We start from the raw sequence: 17,816 nt of genomic DNA on the forward strand, positions 1-17,816 counted from the left end.
TAAGTAAGTCTAATATCTAAGTAAGTCTAAACTTAATATTGTTCCCTTTCGTTAGGAAAATCTGTCGATTTTACATCGGCAGCATATTGACCGATTGCTTTGGTCATTTCTTCGTATAAGTTTAAATAACGACGTAAGAAACGAGGACTGAATTCATTGTTCATTCCTAACATATCATGAATTACAAGCACTTGTCCATCTACTCCGCCTCCAGCTCCGATTCCGATCACGGGAATAGAAATGCTTTTGGCAACCTGCTCGGCTAAATGTGCCGGAATTTTTTCTAAAACAATACCGAAACAACCAATTTTTTCCAGGAGTTTAGCATCTTCAATTAGTTTTTCAGCTTCCTGATCTTCTTTTGCACGAACGCTGTAAGTTCCGAATTTATAGATCGATTGTGGGGTTAAACCCAAATGTCCCATTACCGGAATTCCCGCGTTTAATATTTTTTTGATAGATTCTTTAATTTCTTTTCCACCTTCCAGTTTCACAGCATGTCCACCGCTTTCTTTCATGATTCTGATCGCAGAACGCAAAGCTTCTTTCGGGTCCGACTGGTAACTTCCAAAAGGTAAATCTACCACTACTAAGGCTCTCTCTACAGCGCGAACTACAGAGGAAGCGTGATAAATCATCTGATCTAAAGTAATAGGCAATGTCGTTTCGTGCCCCGCCATAACGTTGGATGCTGAATCGCCTACCAGAATTACATCAATACCTGCGGTATCAACAATTTTAGCCATGGTATAATCGTAAGCTGTAAGCATTGAGATTTTTTCTCCATTGCTTTTCATTTCGATCAATGACTTTGTTGTGATTCTTTTATAATCTTTTTTTGCTACTGACATTTTTGAGTTTTTTTGAATGTGTAAAAGTATTGAATAATTATAGATTGAAATCAGCAATAGAAGATTATTTCAATGGTAAATAACTTTCCATCTTTGAATTTTATTCTAAACTCGCTGTCTTCCACCTGGATAGAATACAAATGCGGACTTTTTATGGAAGCTCCGATATAGGCCCCGTATTTTTCAATAAATGCATTTTCAGACAGGTTGTGGTCCAGAGAATGCGTTGGACTAAAAACAAGTTTGTTGTTTTCATTGATGAAAACCCTGGTGATTTCGGCCTTATTTTGGTGTTCGTCTACAGAGGCTTCAAAATCCGGGTAATAATAAAAAAGCTCACTCAGGTAAATGCCACATTCATCGCTTATCGTTCCTTTTTTGGGAGGATTTCCAAATGCTTTCACTAAATCTTTTTGCGAGAAGTAGAGTGATTTGGTTTTTACTCCTTTCAAAACAAACTCGGCTTTTTTGCTGAAAGCGGTAATTTCTTCCGACGTTTTGTGTTTGGCTAAGCCTTTGGCAATCGCGATATTCAGTTCGGTATCAGCGAGAAGTTTAGGATCGTTGAGCTGTTTTACAACTTCATAATATCTTTGGTAGGCAGGAGCCAGTGTGGTATTGTCACTGTTCCATGCTAATTCGACAATTCTTTCACCAATCGTTTTTCGTTCCGCAACTCCATTGACATTGAGTTGGTCGAAATCTTTGAGTAATGAATTAAAATCGGGTCTTTTTCCGAGAAATTTTCCAAGCGTGTACTGCGCATATTCCTCGTCGATTCGACCTTGTATGTTTACCCACTCGTCTGGATTTTTGGGAAGATAGTTAACTGCTACAGGATCACCGGTGAATAAGATCTCCCTGGTCTTTGCGTTTTTACCGGGAAGTGCTCTTGCTTTCAGACCGGCCACCAAAACAAAAAGGTGATTGCCGCCATAATAATTGTCGTTGCCTTCAAGAATGGGGTTTTCACGGTCTATTGTTTTAACATCTTTTGCGTTCAATCGGGTTGCAACAAAATTTTCAGGCACATAACCTTCAGAGAAATTGTCGGATCTTACTTTGTACCATCCATTTTTACTTTCCGATAACAACTGCACCTCTGCGCCGTATTTAAAGTAGCCTAAAAAGTCACCGGCTGCATTGGTTGAAGTGTACAAACGTGTATCTGAATTTAGGAAATAACGCTGCTGCGAATGCATCATAACAGCGCAAAGCAGTAGTGCTGTAAGGAAGTGCTTTTTCATGAAGTTCAGTTTGTTTTTTTGCCACAGATTAAAAAGAGTAAAAGAATTTTTTAATTAGAGATTAAAGAAATATCTAATCTGTGTTAATCCTTTTAATCTGTGGCTGTAATATATGAAGCAAACAGTTTAGCAATCCGCCATGTTTACGGCAATTGCCAATCCGCCTTCAGAGGTTTCTTTGTATTTAGAATTCATGTCTTTAGCCGTTTGCCACATGGTGTTGATGACTTTATCTAAAGGCACTTTTGCGTTTTTAGAATCGGTTTCAAGGGCTAGTTCGGCAGCATTAATGGCTTTTATGGCTCCCATCGTATTTCTTTCGATACATGGAATCTGAACCAAACCGCCAATAGGATCACAGGTTAATCCTAAGTGATGCTCCATTGCAATTTCGGCAGCCATTAGAACCTGAGCAGGAGATCCGCCCATTAATTCGCAAAGTGCTGCTGCGGCCATCGACGACGAAACGCCAATCTCTGCCTGACAGCCTCCCATTGCTGCTGATATGGTTGATCCTTTTTTGAAAATACTTCCAATTTCTCCGGCAACCATCAGGAATTGTTTGATTTCTTTTTCGCCTGCATCATGGTTTTCAATTACCAGATAATACATTAAAACGGCCGGAATTACACCAGCGCTTCCATTGGTAGGTGCAGTAACTACACGGCCCAAAGAAGCATTCACCTCATTTACGGCCAGTGCAAAACAGCTTACCCATTTTAAGATCTGACGAAATTTTACTTCGGTCTTTCTAATTTCTTCCAGCCAGCTTTGCGGATCGGAATAGTTAGACAGTCCGATTAAATTCTGATGCATGTCAAAAGCACGTCTGCGAACATTTAGACCGCCTGGCAGAATTCCTTCAGAATGGCAGCCAATGTACATACACTCTAACATGGTATGCCAGATGCGCATTAATTCGGAGTGAATTTCGGGCTCCGGACGCATTGATTTTTCGTTTTCGTAAACAATCTCAGAAATCGATTTGTTTTCGGTAACCGTATAATTTAAAAGCTCAACAGCATTTTGAATCGGGAAAGGGAAGGCACATTTGATGACCTCCTTGATTTTGGCATTCGTACGTTCCTCTTTAACAACAAATCCTCCTCCAATCGAATAAAAAGTAGATTCATATTCAGAATCGTCGGCTTTATAAGCTGTGAACTTTAATCCGTTGGCATGAAAAGGAAGGAAGTCTTTATTGAATACAATGTCCTGAAGAAAGTAGAACGGAACTTTATATTCATTAGCCAGAATAATTTCGTTTTGCTCTTCAATGTTTTTTATAATTCCGGCAATATTTTCCACCGGAATGTATTCGGGATCTTGCCCGCTTAATCCCAGCATCACCGATAAATCGGTAGCATGACCTTTTCCGGTTAAGGAAAGTGATCCGTATAAATCGACTTTTACACGTTTAATCTGGTCTAAAATTGATTCGTCTTTCAGCTCTTCCAAAAAACGTTCTGCGGCTCTCCATGGCCCTAAAGTATGTGAACTTGAGGGACCAACGCCAATTTTAAGCATATCAAAAACTGAGATACATTCTTCCATTGTGCAATTTTTATTAAGACAAAGATAATTGAATAATGCAATGTCGCTTAATTTTCTATAGTTAATGTTGCCGTTTTGTTAAAATAAATATTAAATATTAATAATTTGGCAACGAAACAAAATTAATTGCTTAATATGGTATTTTCATAGAAAGTTCGCGTTTTTTTTAGGTATTTTTGTAATGAAACAATCACTAAAGAAGCCGTTTTTAGAGCTTTTCGAAGAATCGGCAAATAATAACTTCTGAGATTTTAGTTTGGTTTTAGCGTTTTATTTGCGAAAAACTAAAAGAGTTTAAAGAAGATAAAATTACATTATGATAGAATTTTTCAGGCATTTTTTACAAGAATTCGAATTACCACTCAGCAATCCAGTATTGATTTTTTCTTTGATACTTTTCATCATTCTCTTGTCACCTATTTTACTCAAAAAAATAAACATTCCCGGAATTATCGGGCTTATTATTTCAGGAGTGATTATTGGGCCTCACGGATTAAATATTCTGGCAAAAAACTCGGCCGTTGATTTATTTTCTACGATCGGACTTTTATACATCATGTTTATTGCCGGTCTGGAATTGGACATGAATGAGTTTAAAGCCAATAGAAATAAGAGTTTATTGTTTGGCTTTTTTACCTTTATTTTTCCATTAACGATCGGGTTTCCGGTTTGTTTTTACCTGCTGAATTACGATTTTAACGCAAGTTTTTTAACAGCAAGTATGTTTGCGACCCACACCCTGGTAGCCTATCCGATTGTGAGCAAACTCGGAATCGCAAAGAATCAGGCAGTAGCCATTACGGTTGGTGGAACTATTTTGACCGATACGGCCGTTTTAATTATTCTGGCGGTGATTATGGGAAGCAGTCAGGGAAATTTAAATCAGGCCTTCTGGATCAAACTAACGGTTTCATTAGCGATTTTCTCGGCGATCATGTTTTTGGTTATTCCGAGAATAGCAAAATGGTTCTTTAAAAAATTAGAAAGTGAAAAACACGCCCATTATATTTTTGTACTTTCAGTGGTGTTTTTTGCGGCGTTTTTGGCAGAAGTAGCAGGGGTAGAGCCAATCATCGGAGCATTCGTTGCCGGTTTAGCACTTAACCCTTTAATCCCGCATTCGTCAGCTTTAATGAACAGAATTGAATTTATTGGAAATGCCTTGTTCATTCCGTTTTTTCTGATCTCGGTGGGGATGCTGGTAGACATCAGCGTGATCCTGAGCGGACCAACGGCTCTGATTGTAGCCGGAACATTGAGTGTTGTTGCTATTTTTGGAAAATGGATTGCCGCTTTTTTTACGCAAATTGTTTTTAGATATACCAAAACCGAAAGACAGCTTATTTTTGGATTGAGTAGTGCGCATGCCGCAGCAACTCTGGCCGTTATTCTGGTTGGATTTAAAGCAAAAATCTTGGACGAAAACATCCTAAACGGTACCATTATTTTAATCCTGATTACGTGTATTGTAGCCTCTTTTGCCACAGAAAAAGCGGCTAAAAAGATTGCTATTTGCGAAGAAGAAGTTTCAAACGAAGATGCCAACGGCGATCAGATTTTAGACGAGCATATCTTAATTCCTTTAGCCAAAACGTCGGCTACAGCCAGTTTATTAGATTTTGCTCTTTTGATAAAAGATAAAAAATCGTCTAATCCGGTGACGCTGTTAACGATTGTTCCAAATAATGATCAGGCGGAAATTAATATCTTAAACTACCGAAAAGCAGTTGATAAATTTGTGATTCAGGGTTCGGCTTCCGAAGTAAAAATCAACACCATTGCCCGAATTGACCACAATCCGGCAAGTGGAATTGCAAGAACTTCCAAAGAAATCATGTCGGATATCGTGATAGTAGGCTGGCCAAGAAAAACTGGTTTTCTGGATAAAATTTTCGGAGAAAATGTAGATTCGATTATCAACAATGTCGATAAGTGTTTGTTTATCTGTAGGTTTCAAAAGACCTTTATTGAGGAAAAAAGACTGGTTTTCATCTGTCCGCCTTTCTCTGAAAGAGGGGTTGGTTTTCACCTGCTTTTGCAGAAAATTTCCAGATTGTCGCAGGAATTAAGTATTCCGATTGTCATTTATTCCGAATACAAAACACACGAGGCCATTTTGCAGATTGCAACCAAACTGAAGTTAAATGCCAAATTAGGTTTTAAAAGTATTTTGAACTGGGAAGATTTTGAATTGATCTCGGATGAAATTAAACCGACTGATCTGATCGTTTTTAATTTATCCAGAAAAGGATCTGTGTCGTACCAATCGATTTTTGATAAATTACCGCAGAAATTTGAGAAATCATTCAGTGATAACAACCTGATTTTGGTTTATGCACAAGACGATCGTAAAGAGACTGCCATGGATGCGTATGAAGATTTCACTGCAACACCATTAACGAAAGGTCTTGAAGCCATTGAGCAGATTGGCCGTGGTTTAGGAAATATTCTGAAGAAAGGATAAGAGATAAAGTAAGTATATAGCTATTGAAGTAATGACACAAAAACTGTTAATGACTACGGTGATTTTGATCACTTTTTTCGCAGGTGCACAAAACAAAATGAAAACTACAGAAGAACTTATTGATAAAAAAGAACCCGGCTGGGCCATAGTAGAAGCAGGGATTAAAAGGGCCAAAAATAAAGTAGAGATTTTGCCTGTCGATGCACTAAAAGCAAAAGATGCCTTGTATAAAACGCAGGTAACAACGCGCTCGCCAATGGGAGCAATTGTTTTTATGACTGGCGGACTTTTGATCGATGACGGCTGGATTCGGATTCTGGGATCAGGAAGTTCAAAATTCAATCGCAGTCTTCCGGATTGGAACCAGGGAAAGTCCTTTAAAGAATTTGGAGAAAACCCCGGTTTTTTGTTGATCGCCGATGATGCAATTGGAGGTTTTTATTTGTTGAATGGTGGCGGACTGGGAAGCGATTTAGGTAAAATTTATTACTTTTCTCCGGATAGTCTCGAATACGAACAGTTGGATGTTACGTACTCGGAGTTTTTAGAATTCTGTTTTAACAACGATCTCGATAAGTTTTATTCGGGGAGCAGATGGGAAGGATGGAGAGAAGAAGTTTCTAAAATAAAAGGAGACGACGTTTTTAATTTTTACCCTTTTCTTTGGACGAAGGCAGGAAGTGATATCAATAAAACTTCGCGAAAAGTCATTTCAATTCAGGAACAATACAATTTAAATCTGGATTTGCGCAAACAGCTTGGTTTTGATAAATAAAACCCCGGTTTAAAACTGTGGTTTAAAATAAATTCTTCTTGATTAATTAGAACAATATAGTTTTATAAAAGAAAATTTGGCTTATGGAGGACTTAGAAAAAATAATTGCAAAATATAGTTTTCCGAAGAGAGATACAGCCAGTCATGTTAAAATTGATGATGTTGAATTTTACGCCAATTTAAAACTTCCGGCAGATTATGTCTTTTATCTTAAAAACTATTTTGGGATTGATCAATTTATTGGTGTGGAGTTTATAAACCTTTGGAGTTTAGAAGAAATTATCGAAACCAACAAAGGTTACCATATAGTTGAAAAAATGACCAGAACGATTGGAATTGGCTCCAACGGAAGCGGAGAATTTATTGGGATTGAAATAGATCAATTTGATCAGGTAAAAATAATTCTTTCGCCTTTTATGGATTTGAATAGCAAATACAATACTGAAATAGGGAAATCATTTACAGACTTTCTCGTCCGTCTGGACCATAAAATTGAATGGTTTTCTTAAACTTATTTCGTCAAAAATTATAATTTCATTTATAAAATTTAGCAAAATGAATCACAAAGCAACATCCATTCGCCCTTTTATCGGAGCCAAAGATTTTGAAATCTCCAGAAGTTTTTATCGGGATTTAGGTTTTGAAGAAGGTGTTTTAGACTCTAAGCTTTCTGTTTTTGAAACAGGTGATTTAGCCTTTTACCTTCAGGACTATTACGATAAAAGCTGGAATGAAAATACCATGATTTTTTTGGAAGTGGAAGATGTTGATTACTATTACAATCAGCTTTTAGCGCTTAACTTAACTGAAAAATACGGTGTGAAATTAACTCCTACAGTTCATTTGGATTGGGGAAGCGAATGTTTCCTGCACGACCCTTCGGGTGTTTTGTGGCATTTTGGGAAGTTTAATAAGTAAAAGGGAATCTGAAAGGTTTGCGCCGCGTTATTTCTTTTTTACTTTTTCGAGATTTTCTTTCACCCTGAATTTTACAATTTTGGCAATCAAATCATAAGGCATAGGCTCATTCAGCGGAAATTGCACCGAACCTTTACCGGATTTGTATTTGGATAATTCTTCGTTAAAAGCAGCATGTCCGCTTGGCAAAGCATACAGTCCGATATGATTTTTGAACGCAGCAAAATACACTACGATTCCATTTTGTTCAAAAGCCGGCATGGCATAACTGATTTTTTCTTTGGCATCGGGAGCTGCTTCCTGAATGGTCATTCGAATCTTTTCCAGAACCTCCTGCACCTCATTCGGAAAACCGCCAATATAAGCATCGATGTTTTCGGGTTTCTTGGTTTCCATAGGGTCTCTGAGTTATGAGTTATGAGTTTTGGAATTTGGAATTTGGAATTTGCTTTTATTCTAATCCTTTAGGAAATCGGTCCAAAACTAAATTCAGTTGGATATTATGTTCTAAGTACGCTTTTGCACCAGCCAAAACTAATGTAAAACCTTCGGTCGAGTTTCGAACCTGATCAATGATTTTATCGGAATCTCCTTTTAAACCTGAATTTGTAATGCTGACAAAGGTCTCATTATCGTTTAACGGACTGAATATCCATTCTACGATAGTGGTTTCGTTACCATTTCCCCATTCGATTTCGATTTTTTTATTCTCCTCTAAAACATGCGTGGTTACGGTTAGTGAAAAATTATACATTTCCCATGTCCATTCAGTTGTGGTGTCCTGCACTAGTTTTCCGGAGCCTTTTGTAAACCAAAATTTACTGGTAATTTCCGGATCGATAAAAGCCTGAAAAACTTCTGAAACAGGCTTTCTAATCAGCATTTCGGCTTTTGCGAAGTGGTTGTTTTCTGTTTTCATTTTTTGTGTTAGATGTAAAATGTTAGATGTGGAATGAGTTTGTGAAAGCTGAAATTTAGAATTTTCAACTTCATTTTTTCTTGACTTCTAATTTATAAAATTTATGGTTTGCTTTATCGTTAACGAACGGTATTGTTTTTTAGCAAGCAGCTAATGATCAAAAGTGAAAAAGAAATTAGGGACGCAATGATCCGAATCAGGTTAAGATTGTTCCATTTTGCTTCAAATTTACTTCTTAAAAGGGCTGCCTGCTCGATTGAAATATGAAGCAGATCTGTTGTGTCCAGCATTTTATTAAGCGGGACGTTTCCGATAATGGTCACAAGTATAACACCGGCAAAATAGATAATGGCAGCAGTCAGCGTCAGCTTTAAAAGAATAGTATCTGATTTATAACCATAAGCGGCTGCAAAAGAAAATAATAACGGGCCAAAAAGGACCAGAAAAAATAAAGGATTTTGGATCGCACGATTCATGTTCTGAAAAGCCCTGAGATAACCAATGTCATCAAGTTTTCCAATTCCCGGCGTCACAGCGTTGCCCCAGGTAAAAAATATACCGGCTAAAAGGCCTGTAAATAAGGTGGCCAGCAGTAGTGTAACGGTTTTAGTATCTGTAATAAAAGTATCCATGATTTTGTGTTTTAGTTCATAGGGTAAAATTAAAAAGATTGATTATCTGATACTTGTTCGAAAAGCACTATAATTTGTCTGAAAAGATTTTTTTTGAAATATTCTTCAGACTTTTTGGAGAAAGAAAAAGCAAAACCGCTAGGATTGTGATTTTTCAATCCATTTCCCGGTGGTTGGCGGGATGTAATTTTTCATTTGAGTTAGTAAATCCTCAATGTTATCACTTACCAAAAGCATTTGTTGATTGACGGCTTTTAGCAAACCTTTTTCTACCATAACTTTCGTTAATTCAATCAGCGCATCATAAAAGCCATTGATGTTCAGGATGGCGATTGGTTTTTTGTGCAACCCCAATTGTCCCCAGGTAAGCATTTCAAAAAGTTCCTCAAGGGTTCCAAAGCCGCCCGGTAAAGCAATTACGCCATCACATAAATCGTTCATTTTGGTCTTTCTTTCGTGCATGCTTTCTACTACAATCAAGTCGGTCAGACCTAAATGTGCAATTTCTTTCGATCTCAAAAAATTAGGCAGGACACCAATTGCTCTTCCGCCTTCGTTTAGAACGCCATCGGCCACGGCACCCATTAAACCCACATTTGCTCCGCCATAAACCAGTTCTATGTCTTGTCTGGCTAACGTTTTTCCGAGCAGGGTTGCCTGTTCTTTGTAAATTTCATCGGTTCCAAAACTCGAACCGCAGAAAACTGTTATTCTTTTCATTATTTTTTTATTTCGTAGACAAAATTATGACGAGAGGGTTCATTATAATAGGCAACTTCTAGTTCTTCCACTTTTACGGCACCCAATTTTTCGATGGCTTTTTGCGAACGGTAATTTTCTGCTCCAATGTGAAACTGAACTTTATCAACCGCTTTAAAGGCGTAATCCAGCATCATTTTTTTCACCTGTGCATTAAATCCGGTGCCCCAGAATTTTCTTCCGTAAAAGGTATAGCCAATAAAAACAGTTTTGTTTTCGGGGTCATATTCATAAAATCGGGTACTTCCGGCTATTTCGCCTGTCGTTTTATCCAGTATTAAAAAAGCGCCTTTGCTTTCCATAGCACCTTCAAAGAAATTTTGAAAGACTTCTTTTTCATAGCGGTTTTTATTCGGATGCTGTTCCCAAATCAAAGGATCTGAAGCCACTTGATAAAGTTTTTCAAAATCACTTTCCTGCAGCGGAATTAATTGGGTCAAATCATCTTCTAAAATTTCGGGCTGTAGGTTTAATAGATCGGTATTCATTTTGAGCTGTTTTTTTAGGTACACAATAGTTTTAGGAAAGAAGGGGCAAGCGAAAGCCAAATACAGCCAGTTCTCCCTGCATAAAATCTAAATCTTCGGATCTTTTGAAACCCAGTTTCTCATACATTTCCCAGGCTGTTTTCATGGCTAAAGTAGAGTGAATGATCAATTGCCCGCGTTTGTTAAGGGCTGCTTTCTGAATGCATTCCTGCGTTAAAAGTTTACCAATACCTTTTCCTCTTGCAGTTGTGGCGACTCCCAGCAATCGAAATCCAGCTGAGTTTTGTTCCTGAGTAGCAATGCCGCCCGAGCCATAGTATTGCATGTCGTTAAAATAAACTACCGCACCAAAGAGGGTGTTGTTTTCATCAACCGCAATTAAAAGTTCTGTTTGCGGGTAATTCGTAAAATCGCCAATATTGGCCAGCATTTTATAATAGTTTGGCTGTTCATTCTCTTTAGGGAATCCCTCCAGTTGCGAATAAACGCTGATGAGTAATTTTCCAATTTCTTCAAATTCTGAAGAAAAAGCATTTCGGATAATATAAGTGGGTGGAGTCATTCTTTTTAGGATATTAATGCTAAGGTATAGGTTTATTGGATCCCTTTCCACCATTGCTGGAAGGGCTGTTTTTCATTTTTCAGTTCGACTAATTCTCCAATCATTGGAGTAATTAATGGAATTGGATTCGCAGATAAATCGTTTAATTCAGTCACTTTTTTTAAAGGTTCATCCCAGGAATGAAGGGCGAGCGAGAATTTAGACGAATGCACCGGAAATACTCTTTTTGCCTTCAGATCCTGCATGGCTTTGATTACATCTTCAGGTAAATTATGAATGTACTTCCAGGCGGGATTGTACTGACCATTGTCGATAAGGGCAAGGTCGAAAGGGCCAAATTGAGCTCCAATTTCTTTAAAGTGTGTATCATAACCACTGTCACCGCCCAAATACATTTTAAAATCTCTGGCTTCTAAAACAAACGAACTCCAAAGCGTGTTACAACGCTTAAAACTTCTGCCCGAAAAATGCCTTGAAGGCGTAGTGTATAGCGTTAAATTCTGATCGAGTTCGACTTTTTCAAACCAGTCTTTTTCGATGATGTTTTCCTTTGGAAATCCCCAAAATTCAAAATGTGAACCCACACCAAGCGAGCAAATTACTTTTTTTGTCTTAGGTTTTAATTGCAGGATGGTATCATAATCCAGATGATCGTAATGATCGTGTGTGATCAGTAAATAATCAATTTCGGGAAGATCATCGACGGTGTAAATATCAGTTCCTTTAAATGCTTTTGTGGTGCCGGGAATCGGGGAGGCGTTACCGCTAAAAACAGGGTCGATTAAAAAACGCTTTCCTTCAAGCTGAATAAAATAGGAAGAATGCCCAAACCAAACCAGCGCATCTTTTTCAGGAGCTAGTGTCAGTAAATTGGTTTTGACTGACGGGATGAAGTCGGACGGAATTTTTCGGTCTACTTTCTTGAAGAAAAAATCATAAAGTACTTTTGAGTATCCGTAACCTTCTGCAAGTTCCGGTGTAAAATTCCGATTCTCAAATTTACCATTTTTATACTGAGGCGATCGCTGAATCAGTGCCAATCGTTCTCCTGAGGGGGCTTTTCCAAATTTTGGATGCTGTAGAAAAAAGTAAAGCGCAATGGCTAAAACGAGAAGGACAATAAGTATGGGTGTGATCATTTTTGCTGTGGTGGATAAAGTTTTAGTGTCAGTTCAAGCGATATCGTAATCATTTCTTTAACAATTTCGAGATCAACATCGCTTAGTTTTTTGATGTAAATACAGGCTTTTGCAGACTTGTGTTTTCCTAATTTTGAAAGTAGTTCTTCTCTTTTTTTATCCGAAAGATAAACATAGAGCGAGATTGCGGCTTTTCTTGGGGAGAATCCTGCAAGAGGAGCATCGCCTTCGTGACCGCTGGCATATTTGTAATGGTAACTCCCAAAACCAATAATGCTTGGTCCCCACATTTTGGCTTCAAAACCACTTATGTTCTGCATGATTTTAATGAGCTCAAAAGCATCATTTCTTTTAACTTCGTCATCAATCGCATTTACAAAATCAACGACACTGCTTTCGGTTGCTGTAGTTTTATTTTTTGCCATTTTTATGGATTTAATAAATTACTGTTTAAGACTGCATTTTTGATTTTGAATTCAGATGCATAAAACAAATTAGGCTCTGTATTCATTTGATTTTCTAGAATAATCACAGTTGTTTCAGATTCGGGGAAGTACAAATTTACGGAAGAAAAACCATCCCCTAAACCAGTGTGGCCTAAATATTTTACGGTTTCTTTTTGGATAATGCGTATCCCGGAACCATATCCTTCTTTTTCTTTTCCGAAGAAATTATGCTGCGAAGTAATCTTTGAAGTAATCATTAACGGATATGTTTTCGGTTGGAGTATTTTTCCTTTATGAAGATTTTCGTTCCAAAGGGCCAGATCGTTTACCGTGGAGACAATTCCATCAGCACCTAGGCTTTCAGGGGTGATTTTAGAATTTTTCATCGATTCAAAAACGCCGTTTTTATTGAGATATCCCAACACTATATTTTGATTTTTAGCAGCATCGTAGACAAAAGTATTTTTCATCTTTAGTTTTTTGAAAAGCAGATTCGCATTTTCGGAATAACTTTTTTTAGTGGTGTTTGCTACAATTTTACCAAGCAGACTAAAACTGAGATCTCCATACTTAAAATCGGTTCCTGGAGGAAAAGCCAGAGGTTTTTGCAAACTTGTAATTCCGTGACTGTGGTTTAACAGCTGCTGAACCGTTACGGAGTCGGCCCAGGATTGGGTTAAATCCGGCAGGTATTTTTTGATTGGGGCATTGAGGTTAATCTTTCCTTTTTCAACTTCGAGTAAAATCAAAACAGCCGTAATTTGTTTGCTGTTCGACATAATTTCAAAGTGACTGTTGAGGGTTAAAGGCTTTTTGGTTTCAAAATTTTCAAAACCCTGCGCTTTCGAATAGATTGTTTTTCCCTTTTTCGAAATCAGAACTACTCCATTAAAAACGGGAGAAGCTTTTTTAAGAATACTGTCAATTTGAGATGAGAGCTTGTCTTTTTTCTGCGCGACCAAATTGCAGTTTGAAAATAAAAGTAGAAAACAGAGGAGTGTTGAAATTTTTCGAATCGTATTCATTAATGTTTTTAGTGGTTTGGTGTTGTGTTTTCTGTCTCTGTGATCAATTGCAATTAAAACATGCCGTTTTCATTCACTATTTCGGTTGGGATGGACTGCCCTAAATCCCAAAGCTCTACAATTTTGTCCGTTTCAAACCGAAGAATGTGTATCACTACAAAACCGATATCAGTGGGAGTTTGTTTTAAATGCGAATGCACAGCAACCAGATTTTGATCTTCAAGTATATGGTGAATGGTAAAGGTTTTATTAGGGTTTTTTCGGGTCGATTCTTCCATTGCAAGCATCAAAGTATCGGCATCTCCTTTAAAATAGGCATTGTGATGTTTGAAATTTTCGCCAACATGAAGACGAAAAGCTTCGTGCGAATGCCCGTTTGCGGCAAGTTTTAAAAAGTCGCGGGCGATTTCTTTCTTAGTCTTACTCATGGTTTTGGAATTTAATAGCTAACTAAGTTATGAAAATAAGTTCCTGAAATAAAAAGAATTATGAAATTATTAATGGAAGTCCTGCGGGTATGTCTTTGATCTTAAGATAATATAAAGTCGACAATGGCTTCGGAATGTATTTTTGTGGTATCAAAAACAGGAACAGAAAAATCAGACTGATTCAGCAGCAACGGAATTTCGGTACAGCCCAGAATGATCCCTTCGGCGCCTCGCGAAATGAGTTCGTTTGCAATATTGATATAGTTCTGTCTGGAGTTTGGGTTAATAATACCTCTTCCGAGTTCTTCTTTGAGAACATGCTGAATGTAATTTCGCGTTTCCTGTTGCTCGGGAATAAGCACGTTTAACCCAAAACTTTTCAGACGATCTTTATAAAAATCCATTTCCATCGAAAATGAGGTTCCTAAAAGTCCAATTGTTGTGATTTTTTCTTTCTTTATGACTCTGGCGGTCTCTGTTCCGATGTGAATCAGCGGTAATGCAATTTCTTTTTCAATTTTATTGGCATACATATGCGCTGTGTTTGCACACAATACGATAGCCTCAACACCGCTTTTCTTCAAACTTAAGCAGGCATTCAACAGAAGCTCATAAGAATGAGCCCAGGTTTTTTCCTGAACATCACCAAAATTTAATGAATAAATGAGGCACTCGGCAAATTGGAGTCCGCCTAGTTTTTTGTTAACACCTTCGTTAATTAATTTGTAATAATCTATGGTAGAAACCCAGCTGATTCCGCCTACAAGGCCTATTTTTTTCATTGTTTTGAGGGGCATTTATAAAGCAGACTTTATAATTTAAAAAATATGTTTCTATGTGTTAAATCATTTTTGTTAATGATGCTCAACGGGTTATATTAATCCCGAAAAAATATGGGCCGAGCCTATGGCTCTTTTTATTATGGTGTCTATTTTCTACAACGGATTAAAATCCGTTGTTACAATATCATTCGAGCCAATGGCTCTTTTACAGCTTTAACACCTATTTTACGAAAATGGATTATACTGAATCTACCATACTTTTATGGTTCTATCTAATTTATACTCATGAATTATGGTCCGTCAACGACAAAAACAGCCGCATAATTTAGTTCCGAAGGAACGACAATTTTATAGCGACTTTTAATTGTTCTATGCTAATTTATACTCATGAATTATGATTCGTTAACAACAAAAACAGCTGGATAATTTAGTTCCGAAGGAACGACAAATTTGTAGCAACGGATTTTAATCCGTTGAAAAAAAAGCGTCTTCAGAATAAGTTCCAGCGGAACGATACATTTTGCGTCCTTTTTTACACCTAAGAATCTATATTTCTATGTGTTAAAACATTTTTTTCTTATCATTATTAGCTAATAAAAAAACTGATTTTAAGATTTTTCTTTTACCACCAATTTAGTAGCCAGATAAGCTGCCGGTAGATAGGCAAATAGAAGGTCTGTGATATTAAACCAAACCGGTGAAGGCAGGGAGCACACATTTATAATTCCACCCAGTAAAAAGAAAGCGCCAATAACCAGTCCAAGTTTTGTTTTATGACTGATGGCAATTAAAGCCGTTGTTCCCGCACCTGCAAACGTTCCGATGGCATGCGCCAGAAACGGAAACAGAAAATGTTTCGGTTCAAATAAATGCATCGTAGCTTTTAGCCCTTCGATAGTGGTAACATCAGCGCCATTGGGAGCAGGAATGATAGAGCTGCTCATCAAAATGATAGCCATATTGACAATACTTCCAACAAAAAGACCAATTATAACAGCTATTGTATTTCTTAAAATAGGATTCATAGTCATAGTTTTAGTACTACGAATTTATGAAAATTATAGCTGGTATCGCAATTAAATAATGCGTCGGACTTTTATTTTTATAGTTAAAAAATGAGCGAGAAAGAGCAGACTATGGTTTTTCAGATAGTTTTTTCTCGTTTTCGGTCTGAGGCTTTCCGGTTGCATTAGGTTCTCCTTTTCCTGTAGTAATGAGTTTAAGGAGACTATTCCCGATATAATTGGTCCAGGCCCCTCTGCAAATTTCAAAACATTCGTAGTCGGGTACCAAACCTACATGGGTAAAACGAAGTTCAGTTTTTCCGTTTTTTTCTGAAATCTCGAAAGTAGGATGGGTACCAGTCCATTCCGTTTTATCTTCCGTAAATTTGAAATAGTTGTTCTCTATCAGCCAGACAATTTTTTGGTTCGGAATCACTTCTATTAATTTTACTTTGCAGCGATGAATGTCTTCGTAATGATAATCAAACTCATCGTTCAACTGAGCTGTATTCCCTTCAATTTCTTCCGACCACCAGCCGCGGACATTTGTAACAGCCTTAAAAACTTCTTGTGGTGACTGATCTACTAGTATAGTTGTGGTAAAATTTGTTGCACTCATTTTGTTTGGTTTTAAAAAGTTGTAACACAAATTTACGGTTTAAAAATCAATGTGTTAGGGCTGTTAAGAGACAAAAATGAGGGGTGAATCGGACAAGATAATTAGGCAATTAGATAATTAGACTGTTGGATTTTAGATTTACTCAATTCTCCTGACCACATTATCAAGATCATTCACCACAAGTTTCAGAATGATTTTATCATGTGGGAAATATTTTTGCATATCGTTTCTCAGTTGTACAAAAGGCTCAAAGGCTGATGGATCATCTTTAACCGATTCGTTACAGGAAATGGATATTTCGTAGTTGTTATTGATTTTTTCCAGATAGACATATTTGGTTATGGCGTCATCAAAAAAGGTTGTTTTTTGAAGCGCTTCGGCAATTTTATCCGCTTCGTTTTCATTAATATTGCTTTGATAAGCAATCTCATGATTCATAATGCCGTATTTTTTCGTTGACTCTGTGAGACCTCCGTTTGCTGTTTCGGTTAGAAAGGCAATACCGAATATCGTTCCCAGAAGAACCAAAATACCAATTACCGAAATTAAAATGGTTCTCGGCCAGGCAAAATGCTCACCGCCATTTTCGAGGTGTTTGCTAATTTGTTTTTCCTGATATTCTTTGGTGAAATAAGTGGCGATTGCCATATAAATTAAAGGGAAAACGATATTTGGAATCTTAGCGCTGATGTGTTCCGGAATTAAGAATATCAGGGCAAAGATCAAAATAGTGGTAAGTATGGTTATAATCCAGGTTTTTTTGGCTTTGGCTGACTCACCAAAAACTTTAAAATTCTCTGCTAAAAAATAACCGGCAACCAAAGGGCCTCCTAAGAAAGTGCCAACACGAATGGCGTTGTCTGTATAGATTTTTTCTGTTGGTATTTCTTCAAAAACTGATTTTTCAATTGCTGCTTCTTCCATACTATAGTATTGAGTTTTTTTTATTTTAATAGTCCGTGTCAAAAGGTCAAAAATACAAATTAATGTCTGATGGAAGTAAAACAGAGCTTGTTTTGTGCAGAAGAGAAGGTGTAAGACAAGTAAACGTCTTTCATATAATGTTATGTTGCTTATTACAAGTGAAATGTCTTTATTTATGGTTTTAAAAATCGATGCATCTATATGTTTTAAATAACTAGCAGGAAGAATTTAAAATGATAATATTCCTGGTGATTTTTGAAAAATAACTAAGTTAATTCTT

The 17,816-nt window shown here is 37.2% G+C and carries 21 protein-coding genes; 4 read left to right on the forward strand and 17 right to left on the reverse strand.

What is annotated here, in order from left to right; genetic code table 11:
• Positions 1-32: 32 nt before the first annotated feature.
• The 3 genes from panB to ACN1CN_RS15900 all read right to left on the reverse strand — a co-directional run bounded on the left by panB (position 33) and on the right by ACN1CN_RS15900 (position 3,652).
• A complete protein-coding gene (gene panB, locus ACN1CN_RS15890) occupies positions 33-851 on the reverse strand; it encodes a 3-methyl-2-oxobutanoate hydroxymethyltransferase (RefSeq protein ID WP_419136324.1) in 819 nt (272 codons plus the stop codon).
• Positions 852-901: 50 nt separating this feature from the next.
• Positions 902-2,098: an SH3 domain-containing protein gene (locus tag ACN1CN_RS15895; RefSeq protein ID WP_419136325.1), complete on the reverse strand. Its 1,197-nt coding sequence runs from the start codon at positions 2,096-2,098 to the stop codon at positions 902-904.
• A 126-nt stretch (positions 2,099-2,224) separates the two neighbouring features.
• On the reverse strand, positions 2,225-3,652 hold the full coding sequence (locus ACN1CN_RS15900) for an L-serine ammonia-lyase (RefSeq protein ID WP_264524712.1): 1,428 nt from the start codon (positions 3,650-3,652) through the stop codon (positions 2,225-2,227).
• 316 nt (positions 3,653-3,968) lie between these two features.
• On the opposite strand from ACN1CN_RS15900, the gene ACN1CN_RS15905 reads away from it, so the two are divergent.
• The 4 genes from ACN1CN_RS15905 (at position 3,969) to ACN1CN_RS15920 (ending at position 7,809) form a co-directional block, all read left to right on the forward strand.
• A complete protein-coding gene (locus ACN1CN_RS15905; RefSeq protein WP_419136326.1) occupies positions 3,969-6,116 on the forward strand; it encodes a cation:proton antiporter in 2,148 nt (715 codons plus the stop codon).
• Positions 6,117-6,213: 97 nt separating this feature from the next.
• The gene (locus ACN1CN_RS15910) at positions 6,214-6,891 is read left to right on the forward strand and encodes a DUF2625 domain-containing protein (RefSeq protein WP_419136327.1); all 678 of its coding nucleotides are present in this window, start codon (positions 6,214-6,216) and stop codon (positions 6,889-6,891) included.
• An 83-nt stretch (positions 6,892-6,974) separates the two neighbouring features.
• Positions 6,975-7,400, forward strand: a complete 426-nt coding sequence (locus ACN1CN_RS15915; RefSeq protein ID WP_419136328.1) for an SMI1/KNR4 family protein — start codon at positions 6,975-6,977, stop codon at positions 7,398-7,400.
• Positions 7,401-7,446: 46 nt separating this feature from the next.
• Complete coding sequence (locus tag ACN1CN_RS15920) at positions 7,447-7,809, forward strand: VOC family protein (RefSeq protein WP_419136329.1); 363 nt, start codon at positions 7,447-7,449, stop codon at positions 7,807-7,809.
• Between the two features lie 27 nt (positions 7,810-7,836).
• On the opposite strand, the gene ACN1CN_RS15925 is transcribed toward ACN1CN_RS15920, so the two are convergent.
• The 14 genes from ACN1CN_RS15925 to ACN1CN_RS15990 all read right to left on the reverse strand — a co-directional run bounded on the left by ACN1CN_RS15925 (position 7,837) and on the right by ACN1CN_RS15990 (position 17,536).
• Positions 7,837-8,205 carry an iron chaperone gene (locus ACN1CN_RS15925; protein WP_264524707.1) on the reverse strand — a complete coding sequence of 123 codons (369 nt, stop codon included), beginning with the start codon at positions 8,203-8,205 and terminating at the stop codon, positions 7,837-7,839.
• Positions 8,206-8,260: 55 nt separating this feature from the next.
• The gene (locus tag ACN1CN_RS15930; RefSeq protein ID WP_419136330.1) at positions 8,261-8,728 is read right to left on the reverse strand and encodes an SRPBCC family protein; all 468 of its coding nucleotides are present in this window, start codon (positions 8,726-8,728) and stop codon (positions 8,261-8,263) included.
• Positions 8,729-8,847: 119 nt separating this feature from the next.
• Positions 8,848-9,360 carry a DUF1772 domain-containing protein gene (locus tag ACN1CN_RS15935; RefSeq protein WP_419136331.1) on the reverse strand — a complete coding sequence of 171 codons (513 nt, stop codon included), beginning with the start codon at positions 9,358-9,360 and terminating at the stop codon, positions 8,848-8,850.
• Between the two features lie 138 nt (positions 9,361-9,498).
• Complete coding sequence (locus ACN1CN_RS15940) at positions 9,499-10,080, reverse strand: TIGR00730 family Rossman fold protein (RefSeq protein ID WP_419136332.1); 582 nt, start codon at positions 10,078-10,080, stop codon at positions 9,499-9,501.
• Entirely contained in the window at positions 10,080-10,607 is a 528-nt protein-coding gene (locus ACN1CN_RS15945; RefSeq protein ID WP_419136333.1) for a GNAT family N-acetyltransferase, read from the reverse strand. Before ACN1CN_RS15945 ends, ACN1CN_RS15940 begins: the two co-directional genes overlap by 1 nt.
• A 31-nt stretch (positions 10,608-10,638) precedes the next feature.
• A complete protein-coding gene (locus ACN1CN_RS15950; RefSeq protein WP_419136334.1) occupies positions 10,639-11,169 on the reverse strand; it encodes a GNAT family N-acetyltransferase in 531 nt (176 codons plus the stop codon).
• Between the two features lie 32 nt (positions 11,170-11,201).
• Positions 11,202-12,308 carry an MBL fold metallo-hydrolase gene (locus ACN1CN_RS15955; RefSeq protein ID WP_419136335.1) on the reverse strand — a complete coding sequence of 369 codons (1,107 nt, stop codon included), beginning with the start codon at positions 12,306-12,308 and terminating at the stop codon, positions 11,202-11,204.
• Positions 12,305-12,733 carry a DUF1801 domain-containing protein gene (locus ACN1CN_RS15960; RefSeq protein WP_419136336.1) on the reverse strand — a complete coding sequence of 143 codons (429 nt, stop codon included), beginning with the start codon at positions 12,731-12,733 and terminating at the stop codon, positions 12,305-12,307. The genes ACN1CN_RS15955 and ACN1CN_RS15960 overlap by 4 nt, the downstream gene beginning before the upstream one ends.
• Positions 12,734-12,735: 2 nt before the next feature.
• Positions 12,736-13,779, reverse strand: coding sequence for a serine hydrolase domain-containing protein (locus tag ACN1CN_RS15965; protein ID WP_419136337.1), 1,044 nt, complete (start codon positions 13,777-13,779; stop codon positions 12,736-12,738).
• Between the two features lie 53 nt (positions 13,780-13,832).
• The gene (locus tag ACN1CN_RS15970; protein WP_419136338.1) at positions 13,833-14,207 is read right to left on the reverse strand and encodes an ester cyclase; all 375 of its coding nucleotides are present in this window, start codon (positions 14,205-14,207) and stop codon (positions 13,833-13,835) included.
• Positions 14,208-14,308: 101 nt separating this feature from the next.
• A complete protein-coding gene (locus ACN1CN_RS15975; protein WP_419136339.1) occupies positions 14,309-14,989 on the reverse strand; it encodes an aspartate/glutamate racemase family protein in 681 nt (226 codons plus the stop codon).
• A 608-nt stretch (positions 14,990-15,597) separates the two neighbouring features.
• Positions 15,598-16,014: a hypothetical protein gene (locus ACN1CN_RS15980; protein ID WP_419136340.1), complete on the reverse strand. Its 417-nt coding sequence runs from the start codon at positions 16,012-16,014 to the stop codon at positions 15,598-15,600.
• 109 nt (positions 16,015-16,123) lie between these two features.
• On the reverse strand, positions 16,124-16,612 hold the full coding sequence (locus ACN1CN_RS15985) for an SRPBCC family protein (RefSeq protein WP_419136341.1): 489 nt from the start codon (positions 16,610-16,612) through the stop codon (positions 16,124-16,126).
• 138 nt (positions 16,613-16,750) lie between these two features.
• The gene (locus ACN1CN_RS15990; RefSeq protein WP_419136342.1) at positions 16,751-17,536 is read right to left on the reverse strand and encodes a hypothetical protein; all 786 of its coding nucleotides are present in this window, start codon (positions 17,534-17,536) and stop codon (positions 16,751-16,753) included.
• Positions 17,537-17,816 lie beyond the last annotated feature (280 nt).

Origin of the sequence: Flavobacterium sp. T12S277, assembly GCF_048514875.1 — a bacterium.
Taxonomy (GTDB): Bacteria; Bacteroidota; Bacteroidia; order Flavobacteriales; family Flavobacteriaceae; genus Flavobacterium.

What these genes read in the sequence shown, in the direction of transcription:
- ACN1CN_RS15930 (WP_419136330.1), bottom strand. Translation starts at nt 8,728, where the DNA reads ATGAAAACAGAAAACAACCACTTCGCAAAAGCCGAAATGCTGATTAGA.
- ACN1CN_RS15935 (WP_419136331.1), bottom strand. Translation starts at nt 9,360, where the DNA reads ATGGATACTTTTATTACAGATACTAAAACCGTTACACTACTGCTGGCC.
- ACN1CN_RS15960 (WP_419136336.1), bottom strand. Translation starts at nt 12,733, where the DNA reads ATGGCAAAAAATAAAACTACAGCAACCGAAAGCAGTGTCGTTGATTTT.
- ACN1CN_RS15895 (WP_419136325.1), bottom strand. Translation starts at nt 2,098, where the DNA reads ATGAAAAAGCACTTCCTTACAGCACTACTGCTTTGCGCTGTTATGATG.
- ACN1CN_RS15985 (WP_419136341.1), bottom strand. Translation starts at nt 16,612, where the DNA reads ATGAGTGCAACAAATTTTACCACAACTATACTAGTAGATCAGTCACCA.
- ACN1CN_RS15920 (WP_419136329.1), top strand. Translation starts at nt 7,447, where the DNA reads ATGAATCACAAAGCAACATCCATTCGCCCTTTTATCGGAGCCAAAGAT.
- ACN1CN_RS15975 (WP_419136339.1), bottom strand. Translation starts at nt 14,989, where the DNA reads ATGAAAAAAATAGGCCTTGTAGGCGGAATCAGCTGGGTTTCTACCATA.
- ACN1CN_RS15910 (WP_419136327.1), top strand. Translation starts at nt 6,214, where the DNA reads ATGAAAACTACAGAAGAACTTATTGATAAAAAAGAACCCGGCTGGGCC.
- ACN1CN_RS15915 (WP_419136328.1), top strand. Translation starts at nt 6,975, where the DNA reads ATGGAGGACTTAGAAAAAATAATTGCAAAATATAGTTTTCCGAAGAGA.
- ACN1CN_RS15905 (WP_419136326.1), top strand. Translation starts at nt 3,969, where the DNA reads ATGATAGAATTTTTCAGGCATTTTTTACAAGAATTCGAATTACCACTC.
- ACN1CN_RS15945 (WP_419136333.1), bottom strand. Translation starts at nt 10,607, where the DNA reads ATGAATACCGATCTATTAAACCTACAGCCCGAAATTTTAGAAGATGAT.
- ACN1CN_RS15925 (WP_264524707.1), bottom strand. Translation starts at nt 8,205, where the DNA reads ATGGAAACCAAGAAACCCGAAAACATCGATGCTTATATTGGCGGTTTT.
- ACN1CN_RS15950 (WP_419136334.1), bottom strand. Translation starts at nt 11,169, where the DNA reads ATGACTCCACCCACTTATATTATCCGAAATGCTTTTTCTTCAGAATTT.
- ACN1CN_RS15965 (WP_419136337.1), bottom strand. Translation starts at nt 13,779, where the DNA reads ATGAATACGATTCGAAAAATTTCAACACTCCTCTGTTTTCTACTTTTA.
- ACN1CN_RS15900 (WP_264524712.1), bottom strand. Translation starts at nt 3,652, where the DNA reads ATGGAAGAATGTATCTCAGTTTTTGATATGCTTAAAATTGGCGTTGGT.
- panB (WP_419136324.1), bottom strand. Translation starts at nt 851, where the DNA reads ATGTCAGTAGCAAAAAAAGATTATAAAAGAATCACAACAAAGTCATTG.
- ACN1CN_RS15955 (WP_419136335.1), bottom strand. Translation starts at nt 12,308, where the DNA reads ATGATCACACCCATACTTATTGTCCTTCTCGTTTTAGCCATTGCGCTT.
- ACN1CN_RS15970 (WP_419136338.1), bottom strand. Translation starts at nt 14,207, where the DNA reads ATGAGTAAGACTAAGAAAGAAATCGCCCGCGACTTTTTAAAACTTGCC.
- ACN1CN_RS15980 (WP_419136340.1), bottom strand. Translation starts at nt 16,014, where the DNA reads ATGAATCCTATTTTAAGAAATACAATAGCTGTTATAATTGGTCTTTTT.
- ACN1CN_RS15990 (WP_419136342.1), bottom strand. Translation starts at nt 17,536, where the DNA reads ATGGAAGAAGCAGCAATTGAAAAATCAGTTTTTGAAGAAATACCAACA.
- ACN1CN_RS15940 (WP_419136332.1), bottom strand. Translation starts at nt 10,080, where the DNA reads ATGAAAAGAATAACAGTTTTCTGCGGTTCGAGTTTTGGAACCGATGAA.